The 20,522-nt window shown below is 60.6% G+C and carries 25 protein-coding genes; 17 read left to right on the top strand and 8 right to left on the bottom strand.

What is annotated here, in order from left to right; translation table 11 throughout:
• Positions 1 to 5: 5 nt before the first annotated feature.
• On the bottom strand, positions 6 to 770 hold the full coding sequence (gene mnmC2 / locus KX729_RS17070) for a tRNA (5-methylaminomethyl-2-thiouridine)(34)-methyltransferase MnmC2 (RefSeq protein ID WP_219743656.1): 765 nt from the start codon (positions 768 to 770) through the stop codon (positions 6 to 8).
• On the opposite strand from mnmC2, the gene KX729_RS17065 reads away from it, so the two are divergent.
• The 13 genes from KX729_RS17065 (at position 769) to KX729_RS17005 (ending at position 9,759) form a co-directional block, all read left to right on the top strand.
• Complete coding sequence (locus KX729_RS17065; protein WP_219743655.1) at positions 769 to 1,959, top strand: NAD(P)/FAD-dependent oxidoreductase; 1,191 nt, start codon at positions 769 to 771, stop codon at positions 1,957 to 1,959. The two genes, mnmC2 and KX729_RS17065, sit on opposite strands and share 2 nt — an antisense overlap.
• Before the next feature lie 120 nt (positions 1,960 to 2,079).
• On the top strand, positions 2,080 to 2,787 hold the full coding sequence (locus KX729_RS17060; RefSeq protein WP_219743654.1) for a DUF1045 domain-containing protein: 708 nt from the start codon (positions 2,080 to 2,082) through the stop codon (positions 2,785 to 2,787).
• A 67-nt stretch (positions 2,788 to 2,854) separates the two neighbouring features.
• On the top strand, positions 2,855 to 3,712 hold the full coding sequence (locus tag KX729_RS17055) for an AraC family transcriptional regulator (RefSeq protein WP_219743653.1): 858 nt from the start codon (positions 2,855 to 2,857) through the stop codon (positions 3,710 to 3,712).
• A 219-nt stretch (positions 3,713 to 3,931) separates the two neighbouring features.
• Entirely contained in the window at positions 3,932 to 4,639 is a 708-nt protein-coding gene (locus KX729_RS17050; protein WP_312991105.1) for an AzlC family ABC transporter permease, read from the top strand.
• Entirely contained in the window at positions 4,636 to 4,938 is a 303-nt protein-coding gene (locus KX729_RS17045) for a branched-chain amino acid transport AzlD family protein (protein WP_219743651.1), read from the top strand. Before KX729_RS17050 ends, KX729_RS17045 begins: the two co-directional genes overlap by 4 nt.
• A 73-nt stretch (positions 4,939 to 5,011) precedes the next feature.
• Positions 5,012 to 5,938 (top strand): allantoinase PuuE, encoded by a 927-nt coding sequence (gene puuE, locus KX729_RS17040; RefSeq protein ID WP_219743650.1) that lies wholly within the window; start codon positions 5,012 to 5,014, stop codon positions 5,936 to 5,938.
• Positions 5,935 to 6,432 carry a 2-oxo-4-hydroxy-4-carboxy-5-ureidoimidazoline decarboxylase gene (uraD, locus tag KX729_RS17035; protein WP_219743649.1) on the top strand — a complete coding sequence of 166 codons (498 nt, stop codon included), beginning with the start codon at positions 5,935 to 5,937 and terminating at the stop codon, positions 6,430 to 6,432. The genes puuE and uraD overlap by 4 nt, the downstream gene beginning before the upstream one ends.
• 61 nt (positions 6,433 to 6,493) lie before the next feature.
• A complete protein-coding gene (locus KX729_RS17030) occupies positions 6,494 to 6,787 on the top strand; it encodes a nucleotidyltransferase family protein (protein ID WP_219743648.1) in 294 nt (97 codons plus the stop codon).
• The gene (locus KX729_RS17025; protein WP_219743647.1) at positions 6,784 to 7,143 is read left to right on the top strand and encodes a HepT-like ribonuclease domain-containing protein; all 360 of its coding nucleotides are present in this window, start codon (positions 6,784 to 6,786) and stop codon (positions 7,141 to 7,143) included. The genes KX729_RS17030 and KX729_RS17025 overlap by 4 nt, the downstream gene beginning before the upstream one ends.
• A 22-nt stretch (positions 7,144 to 7,165) precedes the next feature.
• Positions 7,166 to 7,666 carry an ureidoglycolate lyase gene (locus KX729_RS17020; protein WP_219743646.1) on the top strand — a complete coding sequence of 167 codons (501 nt, stop codon included), beginning with the start codon at positions 7,166 to 7,168 and terminating at the stop codon, positions 7,664 to 7,666.
• Positions 7,663 to 8,019, top strand: a complete 357-nt coding sequence (uraH, locus tag KX729_RS17015) for a hydroxyisourate hydrolase (RefSeq protein ID WP_219743645.1) — start codon at positions 7,663 to 7,665, stop codon at positions 8,017 to 8,019. The genes KX729_RS17020 and uraH overlap by 4 nt, the downstream gene beginning before the upstream one ends.
• Entirely contained in the window at positions 8,019 to 8,765 is a 747-nt protein-coding gene (locus KX729_RS17010) for a metallophosphoesterase family protein (RefSeq protein ID WP_219743644.1), read from the top strand. Before uraH ends, KX729_RS17010 begins: the two co-directional genes overlap by 1 nt.
• A gap of 244 nt (positions 8,766 to 9,009) precedes the next feature.
• On the top strand, positions 9,010 to 9,759 hold the full coding sequence (locus KX729_RS17005; protein WP_219743643.1) for a hypothetical protein: 750 nt from the start codon (positions 9,010 to 9,012) through the stop codon (positions 9,757 to 9,759).
• 63 nt (positions 9,760 to 9,822) lie between these two features.
• On the opposite strand, the gene KX729_RS17000 is transcribed toward KX729_RS17005, so the two are convergent.
• Both KX729_RS17000 and KX729_RS16995 read right to left on the bottom strand, forming a co-directional pair.
• Positions 9,823 to 10,968, bottom strand: a complete 1,146-nt coding sequence (locus KX729_RS17000) for an alpha-hydroxy acid oxidase (RefSeq protein WP_219743642.1) — start codon at positions 10,966 to 10,968, stop codon at positions 9,823 to 9,825.
• Between the two features lie 86 nt (positions 10,969 to 11,054).
• Positions 11,055 to 11,387 (bottom strand): winged helix-turn-helix transcriptional regulator, encoded by a 333-nt coding sequence (locus KX729_RS16995; protein ID WP_219743641.1) that lies wholly within the window; start codon positions 11,385 to 11,387, stop codon positions 11,055 to 11,057.
• Between the two features lie 145 nt (positions 11,388 to 11,532).
• Between KX729_RS16995 and KX729_RS16990 the strand changes: the two genes are divergently transcribed.
• Positions 11,533 to 11,859 (top strand): nuclear transport factor 2 family protein, encoded by a 327-nt coding sequence (locus tag KX729_RS16990; RefSeq protein WP_219743640.1) that lies wholly within the window; start codon positions 11,533 to 11,535, stop codon positions 11,857 to 11,859.
• Positions 11,859 to 12,662 (top strand): SDR family oxidoreductase, encoded by an 804-nt coding sequence (locus KX729_RS16985; protein WP_219743639.1) that lies wholly within the window; start codon positions 11,859 to 11,861, stop codon positions 12,660 to 12,662. The genes KX729_RS16990 and KX729_RS16985 overlap by 1 nt, the downstream gene beginning before the upstream one ends.
• 63 nt (positions 12,663 to 12,725) lie before the next feature.
• On the opposite strand, the gene KX729_RS16980 is transcribed toward KX729_RS16985, so the two are convergent.
• The 3 genes from KX729_RS16980 to puuD form a co-directional block, all read right to left on the bottom strand.
• Positions 12,726 to 14,741, bottom strand: coding sequence for a methyl-accepting chemotaxis protein (locus tag KX729_RS16980; RefSeq protein ID WP_219743638.1), 2,016 nt, complete (start codon positions 14,739 to 14,741; stop codon positions 12,726 to 12,728).
• 289 nt (positions 14,742 to 15,030) lie between these two features.
• Positions 15,031 to 16,347: a guanine deaminase gene (gene guaD, locus KX729_RS16975; protein ID WP_219743637.1), complete on the bottom strand. Its 1,317-nt coding sequence runs from the start codon at positions 16,345 to 16,347 to the stop codon at positions 15,031 to 15,033.
• Positions 16,344 to 17,570 carry a urate hydroxylase PuuD gene (gene puuD / locus KX729_RS16970; RefSeq protein ID WP_219743636.1) on the bottom strand — a complete coding sequence of 409 codons (1,227 nt, stop codon included), beginning with the start codon at positions 17,568 to 17,570 and terminating at the stop codon, positions 16,344 to 16,346. Before puuD ends, guaD begins: the two co-directional genes overlap by 4 nt.
• Positions 17,571 to 17,892: 322 nt before the next feature.
• Between puuD and KX729_RS16965 the strand changes: the two genes are divergently transcribed.
• Positions 17,893 to 18,249: a hypothetical protein gene (locus KX729_RS16965; protein WP_219743749.1), complete on the top strand. Its 357-nt coding sequence runs from the start codon at positions 17,893 to 17,895 to the stop codon at positions 18,247 to 18,249.
• A gap of 57 nt (positions 18,250 to 18,306) precedes the next feature.
• Here KX729_RS16965 and KX729_RS16960 read toward each other — a convergent pair whose 3' ends face one another.
• The gene (locus tag KX729_RS16960; protein ID WP_219743635.1) at positions 18,307 to 19,221 is read right to left on the bottom strand and encodes a LysR substrate-binding domain-containing protein; all 915 of its coding nucleotides are present in this window, start codon (positions 19,219 to 19,221) and stop codon (positions 18,307 to 18,309) included.
• Between the two features lie 96 nt (positions 19,222 to 19,317).
• Here KX729_RS16960 and KX729_RS16955 point away from each other — a divergent pair, with 96 nt between their 5' ends.
• Positions 19,318 to 19,545 (top strand): hypothetical protein, encoded by a 228-nt coding sequence (locus KX729_RS16955; protein ID WP_219743634.1) that lies wholly within the window; start codon positions 19,318 to 19,320, stop codon positions 19,543 to 19,545.
• Positions 19,546 to 19,560: 15 nt separating this feature from the next.
• Here the strand turns inward: KX729_RS16955 and KX729_RS16950 are convergent, their stop codons facing one another.
• The gene (locus KX729_RS16950) at positions 19,561 to 20,490 is read right to left on the bottom strand and encodes a LysR substrate-binding domain-containing protein (RefSeq protein ID WP_219743633.1); all 930 of its coding nucleotides are present in this window, start codon (positions 20,488 to 20,490) and stop codon (positions 19,561 to 19,563) included.
• Positions 20,491 to 20,522: the final 32 nt, after the last annotated feature.

Below are 20,522 nucleotides of genomic sequence, written 5' to 3'. Positions count from 1 at the left end.
GCCGGTCAGCCCCTCTTGCCGCACAGCATTTCCCTCTTGCCCGCAAACCCCGGTCTCCGCTCCACCGTAAAGCCGGCAGCCTGCAGGTTGCGGCGAACGAAGCCGGCGGCGGCGTATGTGCCGAAGGTGCCGCCAGGGGATGTCTTGTCGTAGAGCGCCTGCATCAGTTCCGGCGACCACATGGCCGGATTGCGGGAAGGGGCAAAGCCATCGAGAAACCATGCGTCGAAACCAGCTTTCGCAGCCGTCACACCGTCCAGCGCAGGGTCGCAGACGACGGTGAGTTTTGTCTGGTCGTCCAGTTCGAGCACGACGTGACCGGTAGGCTGGTCCGGCCATATAGCGGCAAACGCCTTGCGTTCCGCGTCGATTTCCGGCCAGCGGGCGAGGGCGCGGTCGATCTCGTCGCGCTGCATCGGGAAGAGTTCGAAGGACATGAAATGCAGGCGGGCGCCGGGCTGGCGGAAAAGTTTCCACTGGCGCCAAGTCTCGCAGAAGTTCAGGCCAGTACCGAAACCGAGCTCGCCGATGAGGAAGTCACTCTCCGGTGAAACGGGTTGCGACCAGCGTTCCGGAAGGCCGTTGCCGGTGAGAAACGTGTGGCCGCATTCCAGCCGCCCATCCGTCTGGCAATAAAAATGGTCGCCAAATTCCCGGGAATACGGCATATCGCCGTCGTTCCAGTCCAATGTCTGGGTAACAGGAGTCTGGCGTTCGGGGCTGTTGGTTCGCCCTGCGCTTGAAGAAATATCGGGATCGTGATCGTTCATGGTACATGCGGATAATCCTGCCGGCCCCAGGGGTCAATCCGGTGCCGTTCCCGCATCTGTCGAACTTGTCATCCTCGGCGGCGGAATCATGGGCCTCTGGGCTGCAGTCAAAGCGGAGCAGCTCGGCCTCGAGACACTGCTCGTGGACAGGCAGATGTTCGGGCAGGGCGCCAGCGGTGGCCTGCTCGGCGCGCTGATGCCGCATATGCCGGACAAGTGGAACGAAAAGAAGCAGTTCCAGTTCGACGCGCTATTGTCGCTCGAGGACGAAATCGCCTCTCTCGAGGCGGCGACGGGCATGGCCTGCGGTTATCGCCGCTCCGGCAGGTTGATTCCGTTGCCGAAGCCGCATCTGCGCTCCATCGCGCTTCGCCATTCGCAGGATGCGGGTGCGAGCTGGAAACAGCAGGGCCGCCAGTTTCACTGGCATGTGCTGGAAGAGCCCGCATCGGCCGGCTGGCCGGCTGCGTCTTTCTGCGAGGCAGGGCTGGTGCATGACACATTTGCCGCCCGCGTTTCCCCGCGCGGGCTGATCGCGGCGCTTGTGGCATTCCTGCGTTCGGCACGGCACGTCCGGCTTGCCGAAGGGCTGGATGCGGAACGGGTCGATATCGCGACCAACAGGGTAGTTTTTGCAGGCGGTGAGAGCACTGTCTTCGGCCGCTGCATCGTCGCGGCCGGGCATCGTTCGTTTCCGTTGATCGAGGCGCTTTCCCGGCCCATGCCGAAAGCGATTGGGCAGCCGGTTAAAGGGCAGGCCGCGCTGTTGAAAGCGGATGTCGATCCGGCACTGCCGGTGATCTTCCTGAACGGGCTCTACGTCGTGGCGCATGAGGGCGGGCATGTCGCGGTGGGCAGTACCAGCGAGGACGCTTTCGCGGATCCATACTCGACCGATTCCCAGCTCGATGATCTCGTCGCCAGAGCGCGGGCCGTGGTGCCGGCCCTCGAAAGGGCTCAGGTCATCGAGCGCTGGGCCGGACTTCGGCCGAAAGCCATCGATCGCGATCCGATGGTTGGCCCACATCCGGATCACCGGCAAGTGATCGCCCTGACCGGCGGCTTCAAGGTGAGTTTCGGAGTCGCGCACAGGTTGGCTGATGCGGCCCTGGACGCTTCCTTTGGCCGTGAAATGCGGATTCCAGCGTCATTTACGCTGGAAAATCATCTCGAAGTCGCCTCGCGTTAAACGCGAACCTTTCATCCGATTCGTCGTTAATCTGTTACGCAAATCACTTAACCCCCTCGTCAGGGATTGTTGAGCGATGCGTAAAACACGAGCAGCGAAGGGACGATGAGAAGGTGACGCATGCGCTATGCCATTTATTTCACGCCACCGGCTCATGATACGCTGACGCTCGCTGCGGCCCAGTGGCTCGGCCGCAATGCTTTTTCCGGCGATGCGATGGAGCCGCCGGCGATCCGCAGCCTTGGCCTTCACGACGTCGCCTTCAATACCGCGCTTCCGCGCCGCTACGGTTTCCATGCGACGCTCAAGGCGCCTTTCCGCCTTGCGCCTGGGGTGACCGAGCAGGCCCTTTTGCGGCATCTGATGCGGTTCGCCGGCGCGCATGATCGTTTCGAAATGCCGAAACTGGAAGTGGTGCGGCTCGGTAATTTCTTCGGCCTGGCGCCAGTCTTCCCCTGTGAGCGGATGCAGTTTCTGGCGGCCTCGGTCGTGCAGGAATTTGACGCCTTCCGGACCCCGCTGAGTGAAGCGGAGATCGAGCGTTGCGATCCGGGCGATCTTTCGGCGCCGCAGTTCGCCAACCTTCACCGTTGGGGGCATCCTTACGTGATGGACGAATTCCGCTTTCACATGACGCTGACTGGTCCGCTGTCGCCGATTGAGATGCCGCGTTTCGAACTGGCGCTGCGGGACTATTTCGATCCCTATCTGCGCAAGACCATCGATGTCGCCAACCTGGCGCTCTTCGTCGAAGACGAGCCCGGCGCGCCATTTCATGTTCACTCGCTTCACCCGATGGGACGGGTCGCAGCACGCAAGATCGCCTGAGGAGACGCTTCGGGCGCGGGTCACTTTTGTTCAAGAAGCGGGTGGCGATTGCTGATATGCTTCGCCCATGCAGAATGTCTCCCAGGAACAGGCAACCGTACAGATGCCGCTGACGCGGTCCGAGGTCACCCGTTTCTGGCGCGATCCGCGCTTCGACGGCATGGAATGCCTCAGTGCCACCTTTCTCACCCATGAGTTTGCGCCGCATGCGCACGATACGTTCAGCATCGGTGCCATCGAACAAGGCATGCAGGTTTGTACCATCAAGGGTAGCCGTGAGAGTGCCGGGCCGGGCGGACTTTATCTCATCAATCCCGGCGAGACCCATGACGGCGCGCCGCGCGGGGGAGGCTATCGCTACCGGATGATCTATCCGGATATCGCCTTGATGTGCGAAATCCTCGAGGACGTGACCGGAAAGCCGGTGCGGGGCACGCCGTCTTTCGGCACTCAGCTCCTGCAGGACCAGACTCTGGCCGATGCCTTCCAGGCGGCTCATCTCACCCTGGAACAAGGTAGCGGAGCGCTGGAAAGCAGCCAGGCGATGTTCCAGGTGCTGGACGCGATGTTCAGTCGGCACGGCAGTGCGATAATCATACCGGTCGATACGGCAGAGCGCTCGGGCGTTAGGCGGGCGCGGGATTATCTCGTCGAGAACTATGTGGATGATGTCGGATTGGAAGAGCTTGCGGCCGTAGCCGGGCTCAGCCGGGCACATCTGATCCGGGCTTTCCGACGGGAGTTTCACATCACCCCGCATTCCTTCCTGACGGATGTTCGCATCCGGCAAGCCAGGAGACGTCTGCAGGAAGGCGGTCAGCCGGCGGAAATCGCGCTGGAATGCGGCTTCGCGGATCAGGCGCATCTCACGCGGCATTTCAAGGCAAGGACGGGCGTCACGCCGGGGCAGTATCGGGCGCGGTGACGCTACAGGATGATCACTTTTGTTCAAGACGGAAGAATTGAGCGGCTTTAATCGTGGCCGCCTCATCCGCCCTTCGGGCACCTTCTCCCCAATAGGGAGAAGGGAAGTTGCCGTGCCGTTGCTATTCTCTCTTCTCCCCAGCGGGAGAGAATGGCCGAGCGTAGCGGAGGCCGGGTGAGGGGGCGGCTTGCTCCAACTTCCAACAAATGGGCCTTCCAAGTGACTGAAAATACAAGACTCCAGGACTTCCTCGGTGGCATCCGATCCATCGCCCCACTCATCGCCGCCGTCATCCCGATCGGCCTCGTCTTCGGTGCGGTTGCGGCCACCAAGGGGCTTTCACCTGCCGAGACAGGCCTCATGAGCGCGCTGGTTTTTGCCGGCGGCTCGCAATTCGTCGCCATGGATATCTGGACGCATCCGACCTCCTGGGCCGGTGTCGGTTTTGCCGCGCTGCTGGTCAACATCCGTCACGTGCTGATGAGCGCGTCGCTGGCCACGAAGATGGATGGATTTTCGCCTCGATCGCGTTTCGCATCCATGCTCTTCCTCGCCGACGAAATCTGGGCGATGGCGGAGTTCAGGGCAAGGGTTGCGACGCTGACGCCCGCCTGGTTCGCTGGGCTGGTCGCGCCGTTTTATCTTGCCTGGGTGGTTTCCGGTATCGCAGGTGCCGCCGCCGGTGCATTTCTGGGTGATCCGGTCGTGCTCGGGCTCGATTTTGCCTTCCCAGCCGTCTTCATCGTTCTCGTCATGGGCTTCTGGAAAGGTCCGGAAACCGGTGCGGTCCTGCTCGTCAGCGGCGCTGCCGCAGTCGCAACGCAGCATTTCGTGCCGGGTGTCTGGTATATCGCAGCCGGTGCGATTGCCGGGCTTTTGACCGCACTGGTAGCGGGCAGCCGCGAAAAACAGGAGGTTGCCTCGTGAGCGTCGATCTCGCAACGCTTCTCGCCATTCTGGCGATGACAGCCGCAACGGTCCTGACCCGTATCAGCGGGCTCTTCCTGATCCGGCATGTCTCGCTCGAAGGCAGCCGCCGCAAGGCAATCGAATCGATTCCGCCGGCCGTGCTGATGGCCGTCGTGGCGCCGACAGCCTTCGCCACCGGTGTTGCCGAAACAATTGCCTGTGCGGTGACTGCTTTCGCCGCATTGCGGCTGCCGATGCTTGTTTCTGTAGCACTTGGCGTCGTCTCGGTGGCGATCCTAAGGGCGCTTGGCCTCTAACGACGTTTCCATCTCGACATTCGCGGAAAGGGTGCGCTACCGTTTGCGCATCCGAGATGCAGAGTGAATGTCCATGCAGGCAACAGATTATCCGCGCGACCTCGTCGGCTACGGCCGCAACACTCCCGACCCGAAATGGCCCGGCGGCGCGCATGTCGCCGTGCAGTTCGTGATCAATTACGAGGAAGGCGGCGAAAGCTCCATCCTCGACTGCGATCCGGCGTCGGAAAACCTGCTGTCGGAAATCGTCGGGGCGGCAGCCTGGCCCGGCCAGCGCAACCTCAACATGGAATCGATCTACGAATACGGGTCGCGTGCCGGCTTCTGGCGCCTGTGGCGTATGTTTACCGAACTCAAGGTGCAGGCGACGGTCTATGGCGTGACACTTGCCATGGCGCGCAACCCGGAAGCGGTAGAAGCGATGAAGGAGGCGGGCTGGGAGATCGCCAGCCATGGTTTCCGCTGGCTGGAATACAAGGATTTTTCCGAGGCGAAGGAACGCGAGCATATCCGTGAGGCGGTGCGGCTGCATACCGAACTGGTCGGCGAGCGACCCTATGGCATGTACCAGGGCAAGCCTTCCGACAACACGCTGCGGCTGGTGATGGAGGAGGGCGGTTTTCTCTATTCGTCCGACAGCTATGCCGACGATCTGCCCTATTGGGTGCCGGGTATCGACCGCAAGCCTTTCCTGATCATTCCCTACACGCTGGAAACCAACGACATGCGGTTTGCCACCCCGCAGGGTTTCAATTCCGGCGATCAGTTCTTCACCTATCTCAAGGATGCGTTCGACACGCTTTATCGGGAAGGCCAGGAGGGCAGTCCGAAGATGATGTCGGTCGGCCTGCATTGCCGCCTCGTCGGGCGTCCGGGCCGCGCGGCTGCCTTGCGTCGTTTCATCGAATACGTGCTGTCGCATGACAAGGTCTGGGTGCCGCAGCGCATCGAGATCGCAAAACACTGGCATGAACATCACAAGCCTGCAGGTGACCTATGACGGCGCGCGGAGACTTCATCGATAAGTTCGGCGGCGTTTTTGAACATTCGCCATTTGTTGCCGAGCGGGCCTATGATGCAGGCCTGATCTTCGTGCCGCTCAGGGCCAAGGGCCTGCACGATGCGATGGTGTCTGTTTTCCGCAAGGCAAGCCAGGAAGAGCGGCTGGGCGTCCTGCGCGCCCATCCGGATCTTGCCGGCAAGCTGGCAATCGCGGGCGGGCTGACCGAGGACAGCAGACAAGAACAGGCGGGCGCCGGCCTTGATCGCCTCAGCCCGACGGAGCATGCGCGTTTTACCGAGTTAAACGACGCCTATATGGAGAAATTCGGTTTCCCCTTCATCATCGCGGTCAAGGGGCTGAACAAGGACGATATTCTCGCCGCCTTCGAAAAGCGTATTCACAACGGTACCGAGGAGGAATTTGCCACTGCCGCGACCCAGGTGGAGCGGATTGCGCTCCTGCGCCTCACCGCACTTCTGCCGGAGGCGTGAGCATGTTCTTTCCTCCGCCAAATCCGTCGCTTATAGTGGCCGCATCAGGAGTGATGCCGTCATGAGACCGTCGGAAATCTTGGAGAAGAACAGGGACGCGATCCGCGAAGCGACAAAGCGCTTCAACGCGGCGAACCCGCGTGTGTTCGGCTCCGTGGCGCGCGGCGAGGATGGGCCGGAGAGCGATATCGACATTCTGGTCGATGCGCTGCCGGGGACGACATTGTTCGATCTGGGCGGCTTGCAATTTGAACTCGAGCAGATGTTCCAGGGTATCAAGGTCGATCTGCTCACGCCGGGAGACCTGCCGCAAATGATCCGCGCTCGCGTACTCGCAGCGGCCAAGCCTCTATGACGGACAGGCTCCAGCTTTATCTTCACCAGATGGAGGTGGCGGCATCCGATGCTTGTGACTTCATCAAGGGCATGGATAAAAACACCTTTCTGAGCAATCTGGTCGTGCAGCGGGCCGTAGGCATGAGTATTCTCATGCTGGGCGAGGCAGTGGTCAGGCTGGCAAGGGACAATCCGGAATTTCTGATCGAACATCCGGACATTCCCTGGCAGAATATTCAGGGCCTGCGGAATCGTATTGCACATGGCTATTTCGATATCGACCTGAGCATTGTCTGGGAAACCGTGAGCAAATCCTTGCCGGATTTTCTCGATCAATTGCAGGCTCTCCGCAACTGGCGTGCCCAAGGCGAATGAGCCGTAAATCAAGGCCAATGAATTGACCGAAATCCTGGAAATCCTTCCGCTGACGAAAGAGGCCTTCGCGCCTTATGGCGATGTCCTCGAAGCCGATCCCTCGACCATGCGGCTGATCAACGGAGGGACGACGGAGCGGTTTCATGCCGTCGGCCAGCCGGTGGTGATCGGCGAGCCGGTGCGGCTGATCTTCAACATCTTTCGCGGCCAGCCACGCCAGTTTCCCTACGCGCTCGACATGATGGAGCGGCACCCTTTCGCAAGCCAGAGCTTTTCGCCCCTGTCGGGCAGGACTTTCCTGCTCGCCGTCTCAGATGACGAAGGTGGCCGGCCGGGCAAGCCGAAGGTGTTTTCGGCAACGGCGCAACAAGGCGTCAACTATCTCCCGAATGTCTGGCACCATCCGCTGATGGCGGTTGGGGCGGTCAGCGATTTTCTCGTCGTGGACCGGGACAATACGGCGGAGAACTACGAGGAATTCTTCTTCGAAAATCCCTATGTCATCTCGGAGCCCAGCTTATGACCGGCCTCACCACCCATGTGCTCGACACGGCGAGCGGCGCCCCGGCCGAGGGCCTGAAGATCGATCTCTATCGACTGAAGGGCGAGGCGCGGGAGAGGATCAAGCAGGTGGTCACCAATTCCGACGGGCGTGTCGACGGCGGACCGATGCTCATCGCGGAGAGCTTTCTCGCCGGGGAATACGAACTGGTCTTCCACGCCGGTGACTATCTGCGCGCCCGCGGGATCAATCTTACCGAACCCGCTTTTCTCGACGTTATCCCGATCCGCTTCGGCATCTCGGACACGACGGCGCATTATCACGTGCCGCTGCTGCTTTCTCCTTACGGCTATTCGACCTATCGGGGCAGCTGATGCGGTTTGCGGTGATTGCTGACATCCATGGGAATTGCGCAGCGCTGGAAGCTGTTCTGGCCGACATCGCGACGCTGGGTATCCGAGACATTGTAAACCTCGGCGATGTGTTCAGCGGGCTTCTGGAGGCGGCACGTACTGCCGATCTGATGCTGCTGGTCGATATGCATGCAAAATACACGGTGCGTGGCAATCACGACCGCTATCTGCTGGAAACCCCGGTGGCGGAGCTGGGCTCTTCGGACATCCACGCCCATCAGCAATTACAACCTCGACATTTCGATTGGCTGCGCAAGCTGCCGACCAGCCTCGTCTTTCGTGATGAGGTTTTTATCTGTCACGCGACGCCGAAGAGCGACGATGCATACTGGCTGGAGAAGGTCACGCCGGAAGGCCATGTGGTGCTGAGGCCGCTCGCCGAGGTGGAGACCGACGCCGAAGGCATCGAGCAGCCGCTGATCCTTTGCGGTCACAGTCATATTCCGCGCGCCATTCAACTCTCGGACGGACGATTGATCGTCAATCCCGGTAGCGTCGGTTGCCCGGCTTATGACGACGATCTACCGGTCTTCCACAAGGTCGAGAACGGCCATGCGATGGCCTCTTACGCCGTGCTGGAAAAAACGGATAAAGGCTGGGTACCAGAGTTCCGCAACGTGCCTTACGACAACATGGCCATGTCACGGCTGGCCGCACGGAACGGCCGGCCTGAATGGGCGAACGGTCTTTCTACGGGGCGGGTCTAAGACAGATTGCCTAATGCCGATCTCCGAAGAGGTATGTATTATTGAACGTACATGCTCTTGAAAAAGGCCAATGATCCCGCCGGCTCACACCTGGGCACCACCTGGTTTGCCGGGTCGAAGGTGTGGGTGTCAACCTTAAGTCGTAATGCTGCGATGCCGTTTCTACCAATGACGCGGCCTTTCTGAAACCATTCCGAAATCGTTCCGCACGATACTTCTCCTCGATTCGGCAGGAGAGATTCTGATGGCACAGGCGCGCGCAAAATCCGGTTCAAAACGTAAAGGCAGCAGGCAGACGGCGTCTGGCGGCTCGCTCTGGCCATGGATGGCCGCGCTTGTCGTGGTTGGCGGCGGGGTGGCTCTCTACGAGAATTCCGCTGCCATGCGACGCTTTGTTGCCGATCTGAAGAGCGATAAGCCACCGGTTCAGATCGCGGCCAAGACGACGTCAGGCACCGACAAACCGGTGCCGCCGAAGCCGGTTATCGCTGGTCCGACGCGGCAGGTGTCGCCCAGATCCGCCACGCCGCCGGATAACAGCCATACGGCAGGCATCATCCCGCCTGCGCCGATCGGCAGGCCGGCGCAGGACGAAGCTGCCAAACCCGCCGAACCGGTCAGGACCGATGAAAAGCTGGCTGGTGCCTATGAGGCGAAATTCTTTCTCTGCGGCACGGCCAAGCAGGATGACTGCGTCGTCTCGGCCGATCGCTTCGTTTTCCACGGCCAGAAGATCCGTCTTGTCGGCATCGAAGTGCCGGATATCAAGAAGCCCCGTTGCGAGGATGAGCGGATCAAGGCAAGCGATGCGGAACTTCGCGTCCGCGCCTTTCTCGATTCCGGCCCGTTCGAACTCGTTACATGGCATGGCAACGATGCCGAAATCGACGGTCACAAGCTTCGTCAGGTGACACGCAACGGCATGTCGCTTGCCGATATCCTGGTGAAGGAAGGCCTTGCGAAGCGACCGGGCCGGGGCAAGGGCTGGTGCTGAGTTCTGGCGCAACGATCGTCGTATAAAAATTGGCCGCCGGTTTTTCCAGCGGCCTTTGTTTTGTCAGAAACCGACGCTTGCCAGCACGTTGCGGTCGATCTGCTGGATATCACGTTTGCCGCAGAGCGCCATGGTGATGTCGAGTTCCTTGCGGATGATCTCGAGCGTGGTGGTGACGCCTTCCTTGCCCATGGCGCCGAGACCGTAGAGGAAAGGGCGGCCGATATGGGTGCCGCGGGCGCCGAGTGCGACGGCCTTCAGCACATCCTGGCCGGACCGGATGCCGCCGTCCACATGCACTTCGATCCGGTCGCCGACCGCTTCAACGATCTTCGGCAGCATGCTGATCGAGGAGGGGGCGCCGTCGAGCTGGCGGCCGCCATGGTTGGAGACGATGATCGCGTCGGCGCCGGTATCGGCTGCGGCGCGGGCGTCCTCTTCGTCCAATATGCCTTTGATGATCATCTTGCCGCCCCAGAGGTCCTTGATCCAGCGGATGTCGTCCCAGGAAAGCCGCGGGTCGAACTGTTCCGCCGTCCAGGCGCCGAGCGAGGAGAGGTCGGAAACGTTGCTGGCATGGCCGACGATATTGCCGAAACCGCGACGCTTGGTGCCGAGCATTTCCATGCACCAGCGTGGGCGCGTCATCAGCTGCAGGGCGGTGTTGAGCGAGGGTTTTGGCGGGGCGGCGAGGCCGTTGCGCAAATCCTTGTGGCGCTGGCCGAGGATCTGCAGGTCGGCGGTGACGACGAGTGCGGAGCACTTCGCCGCCTTGGCGCGGCCGATCAGCCGTTCCACGAAGCCGCGGTCCTTCATGACGTAGAGCTGGAACCAGAAAGGCTTTGTGGTGACCGAGGCGACGTCTTCGATCGAGCAGATGCTCATGGTGGACAGCGTGAAGGGCACGCCGAATTCCTCCGCAGCCTTTGCGGCCAGCATTTCGCCGTTGGCATGCTGCATGCCGGTCATGCCGGTCGGAGCGAGCGCTACCGGCATCGAAGCCTTTTCGCCGATCATCGTGGTTTCAAGCGTCCGGTTGGTCATATCGACCAGCACGCGCTGGCGCAGCTTCACCTTGGCGTAATCTTCTTCGTTTGCCCGGTAGGTGCCTTCGGTCCATGCGCCGCTGTCGGCATAATCGAAGAACATGCGCGGCACGCGGCGGCGGGCAAGGTTCTTCAGGTCGGCAATGGTCAGCGGCTTGGACATGTCTTCATCTTCCTCCGGGATGCTCTCGGAGAACTACCATATCCGGCGCGCACCGCCAGCGGATTCGTCCAGTGTATGCAGCGTTTTTACGATACATCTTCCGGCGTTACAGGCTTCATCGCCGCCCATTTGAGAAGGGCGTCTAGCGCCGGGCAAAGCGATTGTCCCCAGTCGGTGAGGCAGTATTCCACCTTGGGCGGAACCTGATGATGGACGATGCGCCTGACGATGCCGTCCGTCTCCATCTGGCGCAATTGCTGGATCAGCATTTTCTGCGAGATTGCCGGGATTGCCCGTTCCAGATCGGAGAATCGCAGCACCTTGCCGCCGAAGAGGTGGAAAAGGATGACGAGTTTCCAGCGGCCCTCCAGCATACGCAGGACGTTTTCCACGCCTTCGGCCGCGGAAGAGGGCGTCATGTTTTCGGCGGCCTTACTTCCGGGTAAGTACCCTACTTTTTCGTGCGTACTTGTCATTTTTTGAGGGTAACGCCATCTTGCCGCTCAAGCAATGCGATTGCTTCCGGACGGTGGCGCCCCGTCCTCCATATCAATGAGGACAGACATGACACAGCCATTGCCAGAGGCTTTGGCAGCCTATTTTGCTGCCAACAATCGACATGATATCGAAGGCATGCTTTTGCCATTTTCAGATGCAGCTACCGTTCGCGATGAAGGCGAAGAGATGCGTGGAACGGCGGAAATCCGTGCGTGGATGGAAAAGACCACACGGAAATACCGGGCGACTGCCGAAATGAAGGATCTCGACTGGAACGGCGAGACCTATCAAGTCGCCGCGCTCGTCAGCGGCAGTTTTCCCGGCAGCCCGGCCATTTTGCACTACAAGTTCGGACTGACCGACGACCGCATTACCGATCTGGAGATCGGCTGATGATCGCGGCTCGAGATTTCCCGATCATCCCGGATGAGTTTTCCGGAAAGCGCGTCGTCGTCACCGGCGGCACCAAGGGTGCCGGCGCCGCGATCCTGCGCCGGTTTGCGGCAGCGGGGGCGATGACCGCTACGAGTGCCCGCTCCGGTCTGCCGGACGGGCTCAAGCCTGACGTGTTCGTCAATGCCGATCTATCGACGCCGGCAGGTGTCGAAGACCTCGCGTCCGCCGTGCTGGAAAAGCTTGGCGGGGTGGATGTCCTCGTGCATGTGGTCGGCGGTTCGTCGTCGCCGGGCGGCGGATTTGCAGCGCTGACGGAGCACGACTGGCAGGCAGAGCTGAATGTCAACCTGATGGCGGCAGTGCGGCTCGACCGGCTTCTATTGCCACCGATGATCGCTCAAGGCCGGGGCGTCGTCATCCATGTCTCGTCGATCCAGCGCCGGTTGCCGCTGCACGATGCGACGATTGCTTATGCGGCAGCCAAGGCGGCGCTCACCACCTACAGCAAGGCGTTGTCGAAGGAGCTCGGCCCGAAGGGTGTCCGGGTGACGGCAGTCGCGCCGGGCTGGATCATGACGGAGGCTTCCGACCGGCTGGTGTCGCGTATTTCCGAGGCAGGCAATATTGATGCGGAAGCGGCGAAACGGAGCATCATGGATGCACTCGGCGGCATTCCGATCGGTCGTCCCGCGTGGCCGGAAGAGGTGGCGGAGCTCGTCGCCTTCCTGGCGTCGGATCGTGCCGCCGCGATCCATGGGGCGGAATATACGATCGACGGCGGCACCGTGCCGACTGTCTGAAGACTTAAAACGAAAGCGGGCGGCTGAAGCCGCCCGCCTGTTGTTTCAATCCAAGCCCGAGGCTCAGAACTCTTCCCAGGACTGGTCCGCGGCTGCTGCCGAGGCGGAAGAGCCGCCGCCGAAAGCGCTGGCGAGCTTGTTGCCGAGCGCGCGGGCCGGCGAGGCGACCGGCCGGGTGACAGGCGATGCGGATCGAACCGGTGCAGCCGTCGTCTTTGCCGGGGCATGTGCCGGCGTGCGGGGTGCCGCGGGAGCAGGAGTGTAGGAGGCTGCGCGGACGCTGCCGCCCTGGCCGAGGTTGAAGCGGGAAAGCAGCTGGTTGAGGGCTGCCGCCTCGCGGGCAAGGCCGTGGCTGGCGGCGGTGGATTCTTCCACCATCGCTGCATTCTGCTGGGTGCCCTGGTCCATCGTGTTGACGGCCGTATTGATCTCCTGAAGACCGGTCGACTGTTCGCGCGAGGATTCGACGATAGCCGTTACGTGCCGGTTGATCTCCTGAACTTCCGCGACGATCACCTGCAGCGCTTCGCCGGTTTCGCCGACCAGGCTCACGCCGGTGCGCACATGCTGGCCGGAGGTGTTGATCAGGTCCTTGATCTCCTTGGCGGCCTTGGCGGAACGCTGTGCGAGTTCGCGAACCTCCTGCGCGACGACCGCAAAGCCCTTGCCGGCCTCGCCTGCACGGGCCGCTTCGACACCGGCATTCAAGGCGAGCAGGTTGGTCTGGAAGGCGATATCGTCGATCACGCTGATAATGTTGGTGATCTCCGAGGACGAGCGTTCGATCTCGTTCATTGCGGTCACGGCCTTGTCGACGACCTGACCAGACTTTTCGGCGCCATCACGCGCCTTGCCCACCAGTTTGCCGACTTCTTCGGCACGGCGGCTGGAGTCCTTCACCGTCGTAGTGATCTGTTCCAGTGCGGCGGCGGTCTCTTCGACTGAAGCCGCCTGCTGCTCGGTGCGCTTGGAGAGGTTGTCGGCAGCGGTGCGGATTTCGTTGGCGCCGGCATCGATGCCGCGGGCATTGTCGCCGACGGCGCTCAGCGTTTCCTGCAGGTTGGCAACGGAGTCGTTGAAGTTGGCGCGCAGCGAGTCGAGATGCGCGACGAACGGGCTGTTGAGGCGGTAGGCAACGTCGCCATTGGCGAGTTTGCCGAGGCCGGTGGCGAGCTGTTCGACGGCGAACTGCGTATCGGCTGCCTCGCGTGCCTTCTGCGCTTGGCGGTCCTGACGTTCACGCTCCGAAAGCGAGCGGTTGCTGTTGGCTTCCTGCTCGAGGCGGGCACGCTCAATGGCGTTGTCGCGGAAGATCGCGACGGCGGCGGCCATCTGGCCGAGTTCGTCGCGACGGTCCTGACCTTCCACCGGCGCTTGGCTCTGGCCAGCGGCAAGCGAAGTCATGCGCTCACGCAGGCGGGCGATCGGGGTGGTGATGCCCTTGGCGGCGATCAGCAGAGCGGCGATGATGCCAACGGCAAAGACCACGGCGAGTGTCGCGAGCGACTTGAAGATCGTCGAATCCGTCTGCGCCGTCAGCTTTTTGCCGGTATTGGCCAGATCAGTGTTGTACTTGTCGAGGAAGGCAGCGATGTCGGTGGTCAGGGAGCTGATCAGCACGTCTGCCTTGACCAGGGTGGTCTTCGCTTCCTTGCTGGTCTCGTTCGTCTGTCCGAGCTGGACTGCCTTGTCGGTCAGGGCGGTGACATCGGTTATCCGCTTGATCAGCGCATCGATCTCAGAACCCTTGGACGGCACGGCTGCCTTGATCGTGGCGAACCGGGTCATGAGGCTCGTCACGCTGCGTTTGTAGGACTCGGTCGCCGTCTTCAGTTGCGGATCGTCCTGGTCATAAGCCATGACCTGATAGGCGCTATAGCCCAAAGCCGAAACGCTGCGGTTGGCACGGGCGATTTCAACCGCTGTGACCGTATCCGTCGTGATGAAGGTGGTATAGGCGGTGTCCGCCGTCTTGTAGCTCTCTGCCAGGAAGCCGGCTGCCCCGAGGCCGACGACGCAGAGCGGAATGATCACCGAAAGAATTTTAGTGCGAATGCTGGCATTCTTAAGAAACGACATCGTCCCCTCACGATTTCAAAATAGCCGGATGCGAACCCGGCGGCGCTGAGGGTGCGCAGCCCGCGACCGGGAGTGGTTGCGTTGGCGGCATCGTGTCAGTTTGCGGAGGGTTCGGCCAAGGAAGTGAATGGATAACGGAGGCGTTGCGCCGTCATGGCCGCCGTTGTTTCCGTCAGGGGCAATCTAATTGTTTATAGTTTATAGTGGCTTAAACGTCAGATTTTCCGTTTTTGATATTTGCTAATTTTAAAGCCCGAAAGCATATCGCGCTGCGTGTGGTTTGTTGTTGCTACATGCTTGCGTGTTTCGGCTTCATGCCATTTCCGGACACGTAGGTTTCCACTACCGCGCGATCATCGCCCATGGTCTGCAACAGGAAGAGTTCTTCCGCCAGCGTCTTGACGGTCTCCATGCGCAGCTTCATCGCCGGAGTCGGGGCGGCGTTCAGCACCACGAGGTCGGCAGCTGTGCCAGGCTCCAGCGTGCCGATGTCGTCCGCCATAGACAACGCCTCGGCATTGCCTCTGGTCATCAGGTAGAAGCTTTCGAGCGGGTTGAGGCGTTCGCCGAGCAATTGCTGGATCTTGTAGGCCTCATCCATCGTCTTCAGCATGGAATAGCTGGAGCCGCCGCCGATATCGGTGGCGACCGCAACGCGCACCGGCTTCTCCCGCCGCATCAGGGCCTTCATCGGGAAGAGGCCGGAGCCGAGGAAAAGGTTGGAGGTGGGGCAATGGACCGCGACCGCGCCGGCTTCGGAAAGCACGTCCGCCTCACGCTCGGAAAGGTGGATCGCGTGGCCGAGCAGGGTCTTTTTGCCCAGCAGGCCGTAGCGGGCGTAGATATCCGTATAGTCGAACGCTTCCGGATAAAGCTCGCAGGTGTAGCGGATCTCGTCGTGGTTTTCGGAAAGATGCGTCTGGATGAAGAGATCGGGAAACTCTTGCGCCAGCGTCTGCGTCGCCTCCATCTGAGCCGGCGTCGAGGTGATCGCGAAGCGCGGCGTGATGGCGACGTGGTTGCGGCCCTTGCCGTGCCAGTCGGCGATCACCTGACGGGTTTCGTCATAGCCCATTTCCGGCGTGTCGAGCAGGCCCTGCGGGGCATTGCGGTCCATCATCACCTTGCCGCCGACCATGCACATGCCGCGCCGCATGGCTTCCGCGAAATAGGCGTCGGCCGAGGTCTTGTGGACGGAGCAATAGGCGACGGCGGTGGTCGTGCCATGGCGGAGAAGCTCATCGTAGAAATGCGTGGCGATGCGGGCTGCGTGCTCGCTTTCGACGAAGCGGCATTCTTCCGGGAACGTGTAGGTGTTCAGCCATTCGAGCAGATTGGCGGCATAGGAGGCGATGACCTGCATCTGCGGAAAATGCATGTGCATGTCGATGAAGCCCGGCAAGATGAGATGCGGGCGGTGATCGATCTCCTCGACGCCATCAGGAGCTTGAGCCTTCACGGCCGCATAGTCGCCGGCGGCCTTGATCTTGCCATCTACGACCAACAATGCGCCATCACTCTCGTAGAGATAGCTTTCCGTATCGGTCAGCGAGAGCGGTGCGCGCTTGAAAGAGAGCAAGCGGCCACGGATCAATTTATCAGTCATTGCGATATCGTGCTTTCGTACCACGCCGTCAAAAGCTTGCGCTCCTGCGGTGAAATGGCGGTGACATTGCCGGGTGGCATGGCATGGCTTCGGCCCGCCTGGATATAGATTTCCCGTGCATGGGCGGCGATTTCCGCATCCGTTTCCAGCTTCACCGATTTGGGGGTGAAATGGATACCTTCATAGACCGGTTCTGCCGCATGGCACATGGAACAGCGGGCCTGCACCACATCCTTCGCCGCCTTGAAATGGGTGTTCGATGCGAATTTCTGGCTCATCGGCGACATGGAGATTTCTGTCTCGCCGGTCAGCACTTTCGGCACGGTCGACAGCCACATGATGGCGATGAACAGCAGAACCGTAACCAGCCAGGTCCAGGTCGGCCTGCCTTTTCTCGCGTGCGTCGTGTTGAACCAATGGCGGATGGTGACGCCCATCAGGAAGACCAGCGCGGCGATCACCCAGTTGAACTGGGTGGCGAAGGCCAGCGGATAATGGTTCGACAGCATGAAGAAGATGACGGGCAGCGTCAGGTAGTTGTTGTGCAGCGAGCGCTGCTTGGCGATGACGCCGTATTTCGGGTCCGGCGTGCGGCCGGCGATCAGATCCGCGACGACGATCTTCTGGTTGGGGATGATGATGAAGAAAACGTTGGCCGACATGATCGTCGCGGTAAACGCGCCGAGATGCAGGAAGGCTGCACGGCCGGTGAAGACCTGCGTATAACCCCAGGCCATCACCACCAACGCCACATAGAGCACCGCCATCAGGCCCCAGGTATTCTTGCCGATCGGTGACTTGCAGAGCTGGTCGTAGAAGACCCAGCCGACGGCGAGCGATGCCAGCGAAATCAGGATTGCCTGCCAGGGCGCGAGATCCATCACCGAACGGTCGATCAAAAAGAGATCGGCGCCGCCGTAATAGACGATACAGAGCATCAGGAAACCGGAAAGCCAGGTGAAATAGCTTTCGAACTTGAACCAGGTCAGGTGCTCCGGCATCTGGGCCGGCGCCACCAGGTATTTCTGGATGTGATAGAACCCGCCACCATGCACCTGCCATTCCTCGCCATAGGCGCCGACGGGCAGATGCGGACGTTTCACCAGCCCGAGATCGAGCGCGATGAAATAGAAGGACGAGCCGATCCACGCGATGCCGGTGATCACATGGAACCAGCGCGCGGCAAAACTCAGCCATTCCCAGGCGACGGCATATTCATACATTCAGGTCCCCTTCGTCCACCTTTGTCCCCCGACTCGTCACTTTGCGAAAAAAACCTCGCCGAGGGAAGGGCGCATTCTCCACAAGTAAATTGTTCCCGTGGTGGAACCGGGAACATTTCCCACGAGTTCATTCTCGCGCAACCTTAGAAGTTGACAATTGTCGAATGTACTTAATTGTGCATCGCAATAAATCGGAGTTAGCCGGCTAAGGCGACTCACGTATCGTGACAATTGCAAGTGACCGGCGGGTGCCGGGGTTTTGCGTGGCACGCTCGCCGTTGAATGGCATTCATCAACGGAGATTAAGCTCATGCCCAGGAATATGCGTGGTATTGTAGCAGGTGTGATGATTGCGTACGCGTCCTGCGTATCCGTTCCGGCCCAAGCGCACGAGGCGCACAGCCCGAGCGGGGTCACATGGAAATATGACGGCTTCTGCTGCAACGGCGACAACCATACCGGAGACTGTCAGATGATCTCGACGAAAAACGTCAAGGTCACCAAGGATGGTTATGACATCTCGCTCGGACCCGGCGATCATAGAATGATCACCAAGCCGCATCATTTCATGATGCAGCAGAGCCAGGCGCGACGCAGCCAGGACGAGGAATATCACATCTGCCTCTATCCGACCGAGGATACCCTGCGCTGCTTTTATGCGCCGGATATGAGTTACTAAGAGTTCGAAGCGCAGGCGGTTTTTCGTCCAGGAATGCGGCGGATTAAAAACCGACTGTTATCCGGAGGCCGGCATGGTTTTCAGAAGAAAGTCGCGGAAAGCGCGGATTTTCTTCGAATTCCTGCGGGCCTCCGGATAAACGAGCCAATAGTCGCTGCCGTCGTTGCCGAGAATGTCGAACGGCTGGATCAGCCTTCCGAGCGCGATGTCGGCGGCGTAGAATTCCGGCTGCAGGATCGCAACGCCTTGCCCGGCAATCGCGGCGGATGCCTCGAGCGTCTGCACCCCGTATTTGCTCACCGGCCGGCCTGTCAGGTCGACATCGGGCAATCCCGCCGCGGCGAGCCAGCACGGCCACCACGGATCGCCCGGATCGATGATCCGCAGTTTGAGGATGTCTTCCGGCGTTTTCACGCCGCCGATCGTGGCGGCCAGATCCGGGCTCAGCATCGGCGTGAAATGGTTGCGCATCAGGAAATGCTGGTTGAGGCCCGGCCAATCGCCCTTGCCGCTGCGGATCGCGACATCCGCCTGCGCGCGGCTGAAATCGATCATGTCCTGCGATGTTTCGAGCCGCACGGCAATGCCGGGGTTTTCGAGCTGGAAGGCGCCAAGGTGCCGCGCCAGCCATTGCGCGGCGAAGGTTGCCGTCGAATGAACGATCAGCGTGCTTTCGGCGGCATTGCTGAGGCTCGAAACGGCGCTTTCCATGATGGCGAAAGCTTCCGTCAGCCTCGGCGCCAGCCGCTCGCCGGCCTCGGTCAACGAAACCTGCCTCGGACGACGCAGGAAAAGCTGTTCCTTCAGTGTGTCTTCAAGGAGCTTGATCTGATAGCTGACGGCGGTCTGGGTCAGCCCCAGTTCCTCGCCGGCCTTGGTGAAACTCATCTGCCGCGCGGCGGATTCGAACACCCGCAAGGCATTCAACGGGAACTGTTTCGACATTTTCATGGATGAGTTCTCTTGATGCATGGATACGGTTATTCGATTGGATAACCGTCATCCCGAGGCGCACATTACCTCCACAACGAACCTATGGAAACGGGTTTATCCCGTTGGAGGTCAACAATGTTTTCGGTAACCCATATGCATTTCGGGCGGCTTTTTCCGCATGTCTCTCTGGCTGAACTGTTTAATCGCTTGCTCCGGAAGCATCAAAACAGCGTCGAGATGGAAGAGATGCCGGAAAGCTGGCAGCGCGATGTCGGCATGCTCGACGGACGGGACCGGCGCGGTGCTCCGGAAGAAGGTTCGTTCCGAGTGGCCCGGATGATCTATACTCAACGAAGCCTGTAGGCGATGCGAAGAGCGTCAGGCCAAGGGCGGGGCGAGCTGGCCCGGCGCCAGTGCCAGTTCACGAGCTACGGCCGCCTGGATCCAGGCGGCAAAGGCTTTGACCTTCCCCGCATTCTTGCGCGCTGGTGGGTAACAAAGCCAATAGGTCTTGGTATCGCTGAGGGCGAGATCGAAAGGCTGCACGAGGCGACCCGAGGTCAGTTCCGCCTTGAAGAGAAAGGGGCTGAGCATTGCGACGCCATGGCCGGCGATCGCGGCATTCGCTTCAAGGTCCAGCGCCCCATATACGTCGAGCTGCATCTGCCTGATGCCGACCGGATCGAGGCTAGCGGCCTGGAACCAGTCGTTCCAAAGGCCCTTGCCGTTCGAAATCCATGGCGGCTTCATCAGGTCGGCGGGCGTCGCGATGCCGCCAACGCTTTCGGCGAGTTGCGGATTGAGCATGGGCGCATAGGTCAGGCGTAATATCGGATGGCAGATCAAGCCGTCCCAAGGGTTTGCCCCAATGCGGATCGCCACATCGGTCGGTTGCGGATATTCCCCGTCGTGGGCATCGCTGCGCACGAGCCGCACGGCAATATGCGGATGTTCAAGCTGAAATTCGCCGATATGCCGTGCCAGCCAATGAGATGCAAAGGTCGGCGGGGAGTAGATTTCCAATGTCTCTTCCGTCGTGCCGCGCGCTTCCTGCATTGCTTCCGACAAAAGGGAAAAAGCCTCGGCCACTTTCGGCAGCAGATTGCGGCCGGTTTCCGTTAGTTGCAGCGCCCGCGGCTTGCGGAGAAACACCGCGTCACCGAGATAATCTTCCAACAGCTTGATCTGATAGCTGACGGCTGTCTGGGTCATGCCCAGCTCTTCCGCCGCGCGGGTAAAATTTTCAAGGCGGGCGACCACCTCGAAGACCCTAAGTGCATTCAATGGAAAACGACGCGACAATTTCATCGATAAGCTCTCTTTATCGTGGCCTACCGTAA

Source organism: Neorhizobium populisoli, from assembly GCF_019430945.1.
Classification (GTDB): domain Bacteria; phylum Pseudomonadota; class Alphaproteobacteria; order Rhizobiales; family Rhizobiaceae; genus Neorhizobium; species Neorhizobium populisoli.
Note: the sequence above shows the minus strand (reverse complement) of the source record. Positions and strands in the feature narration are given on the sequence as shown.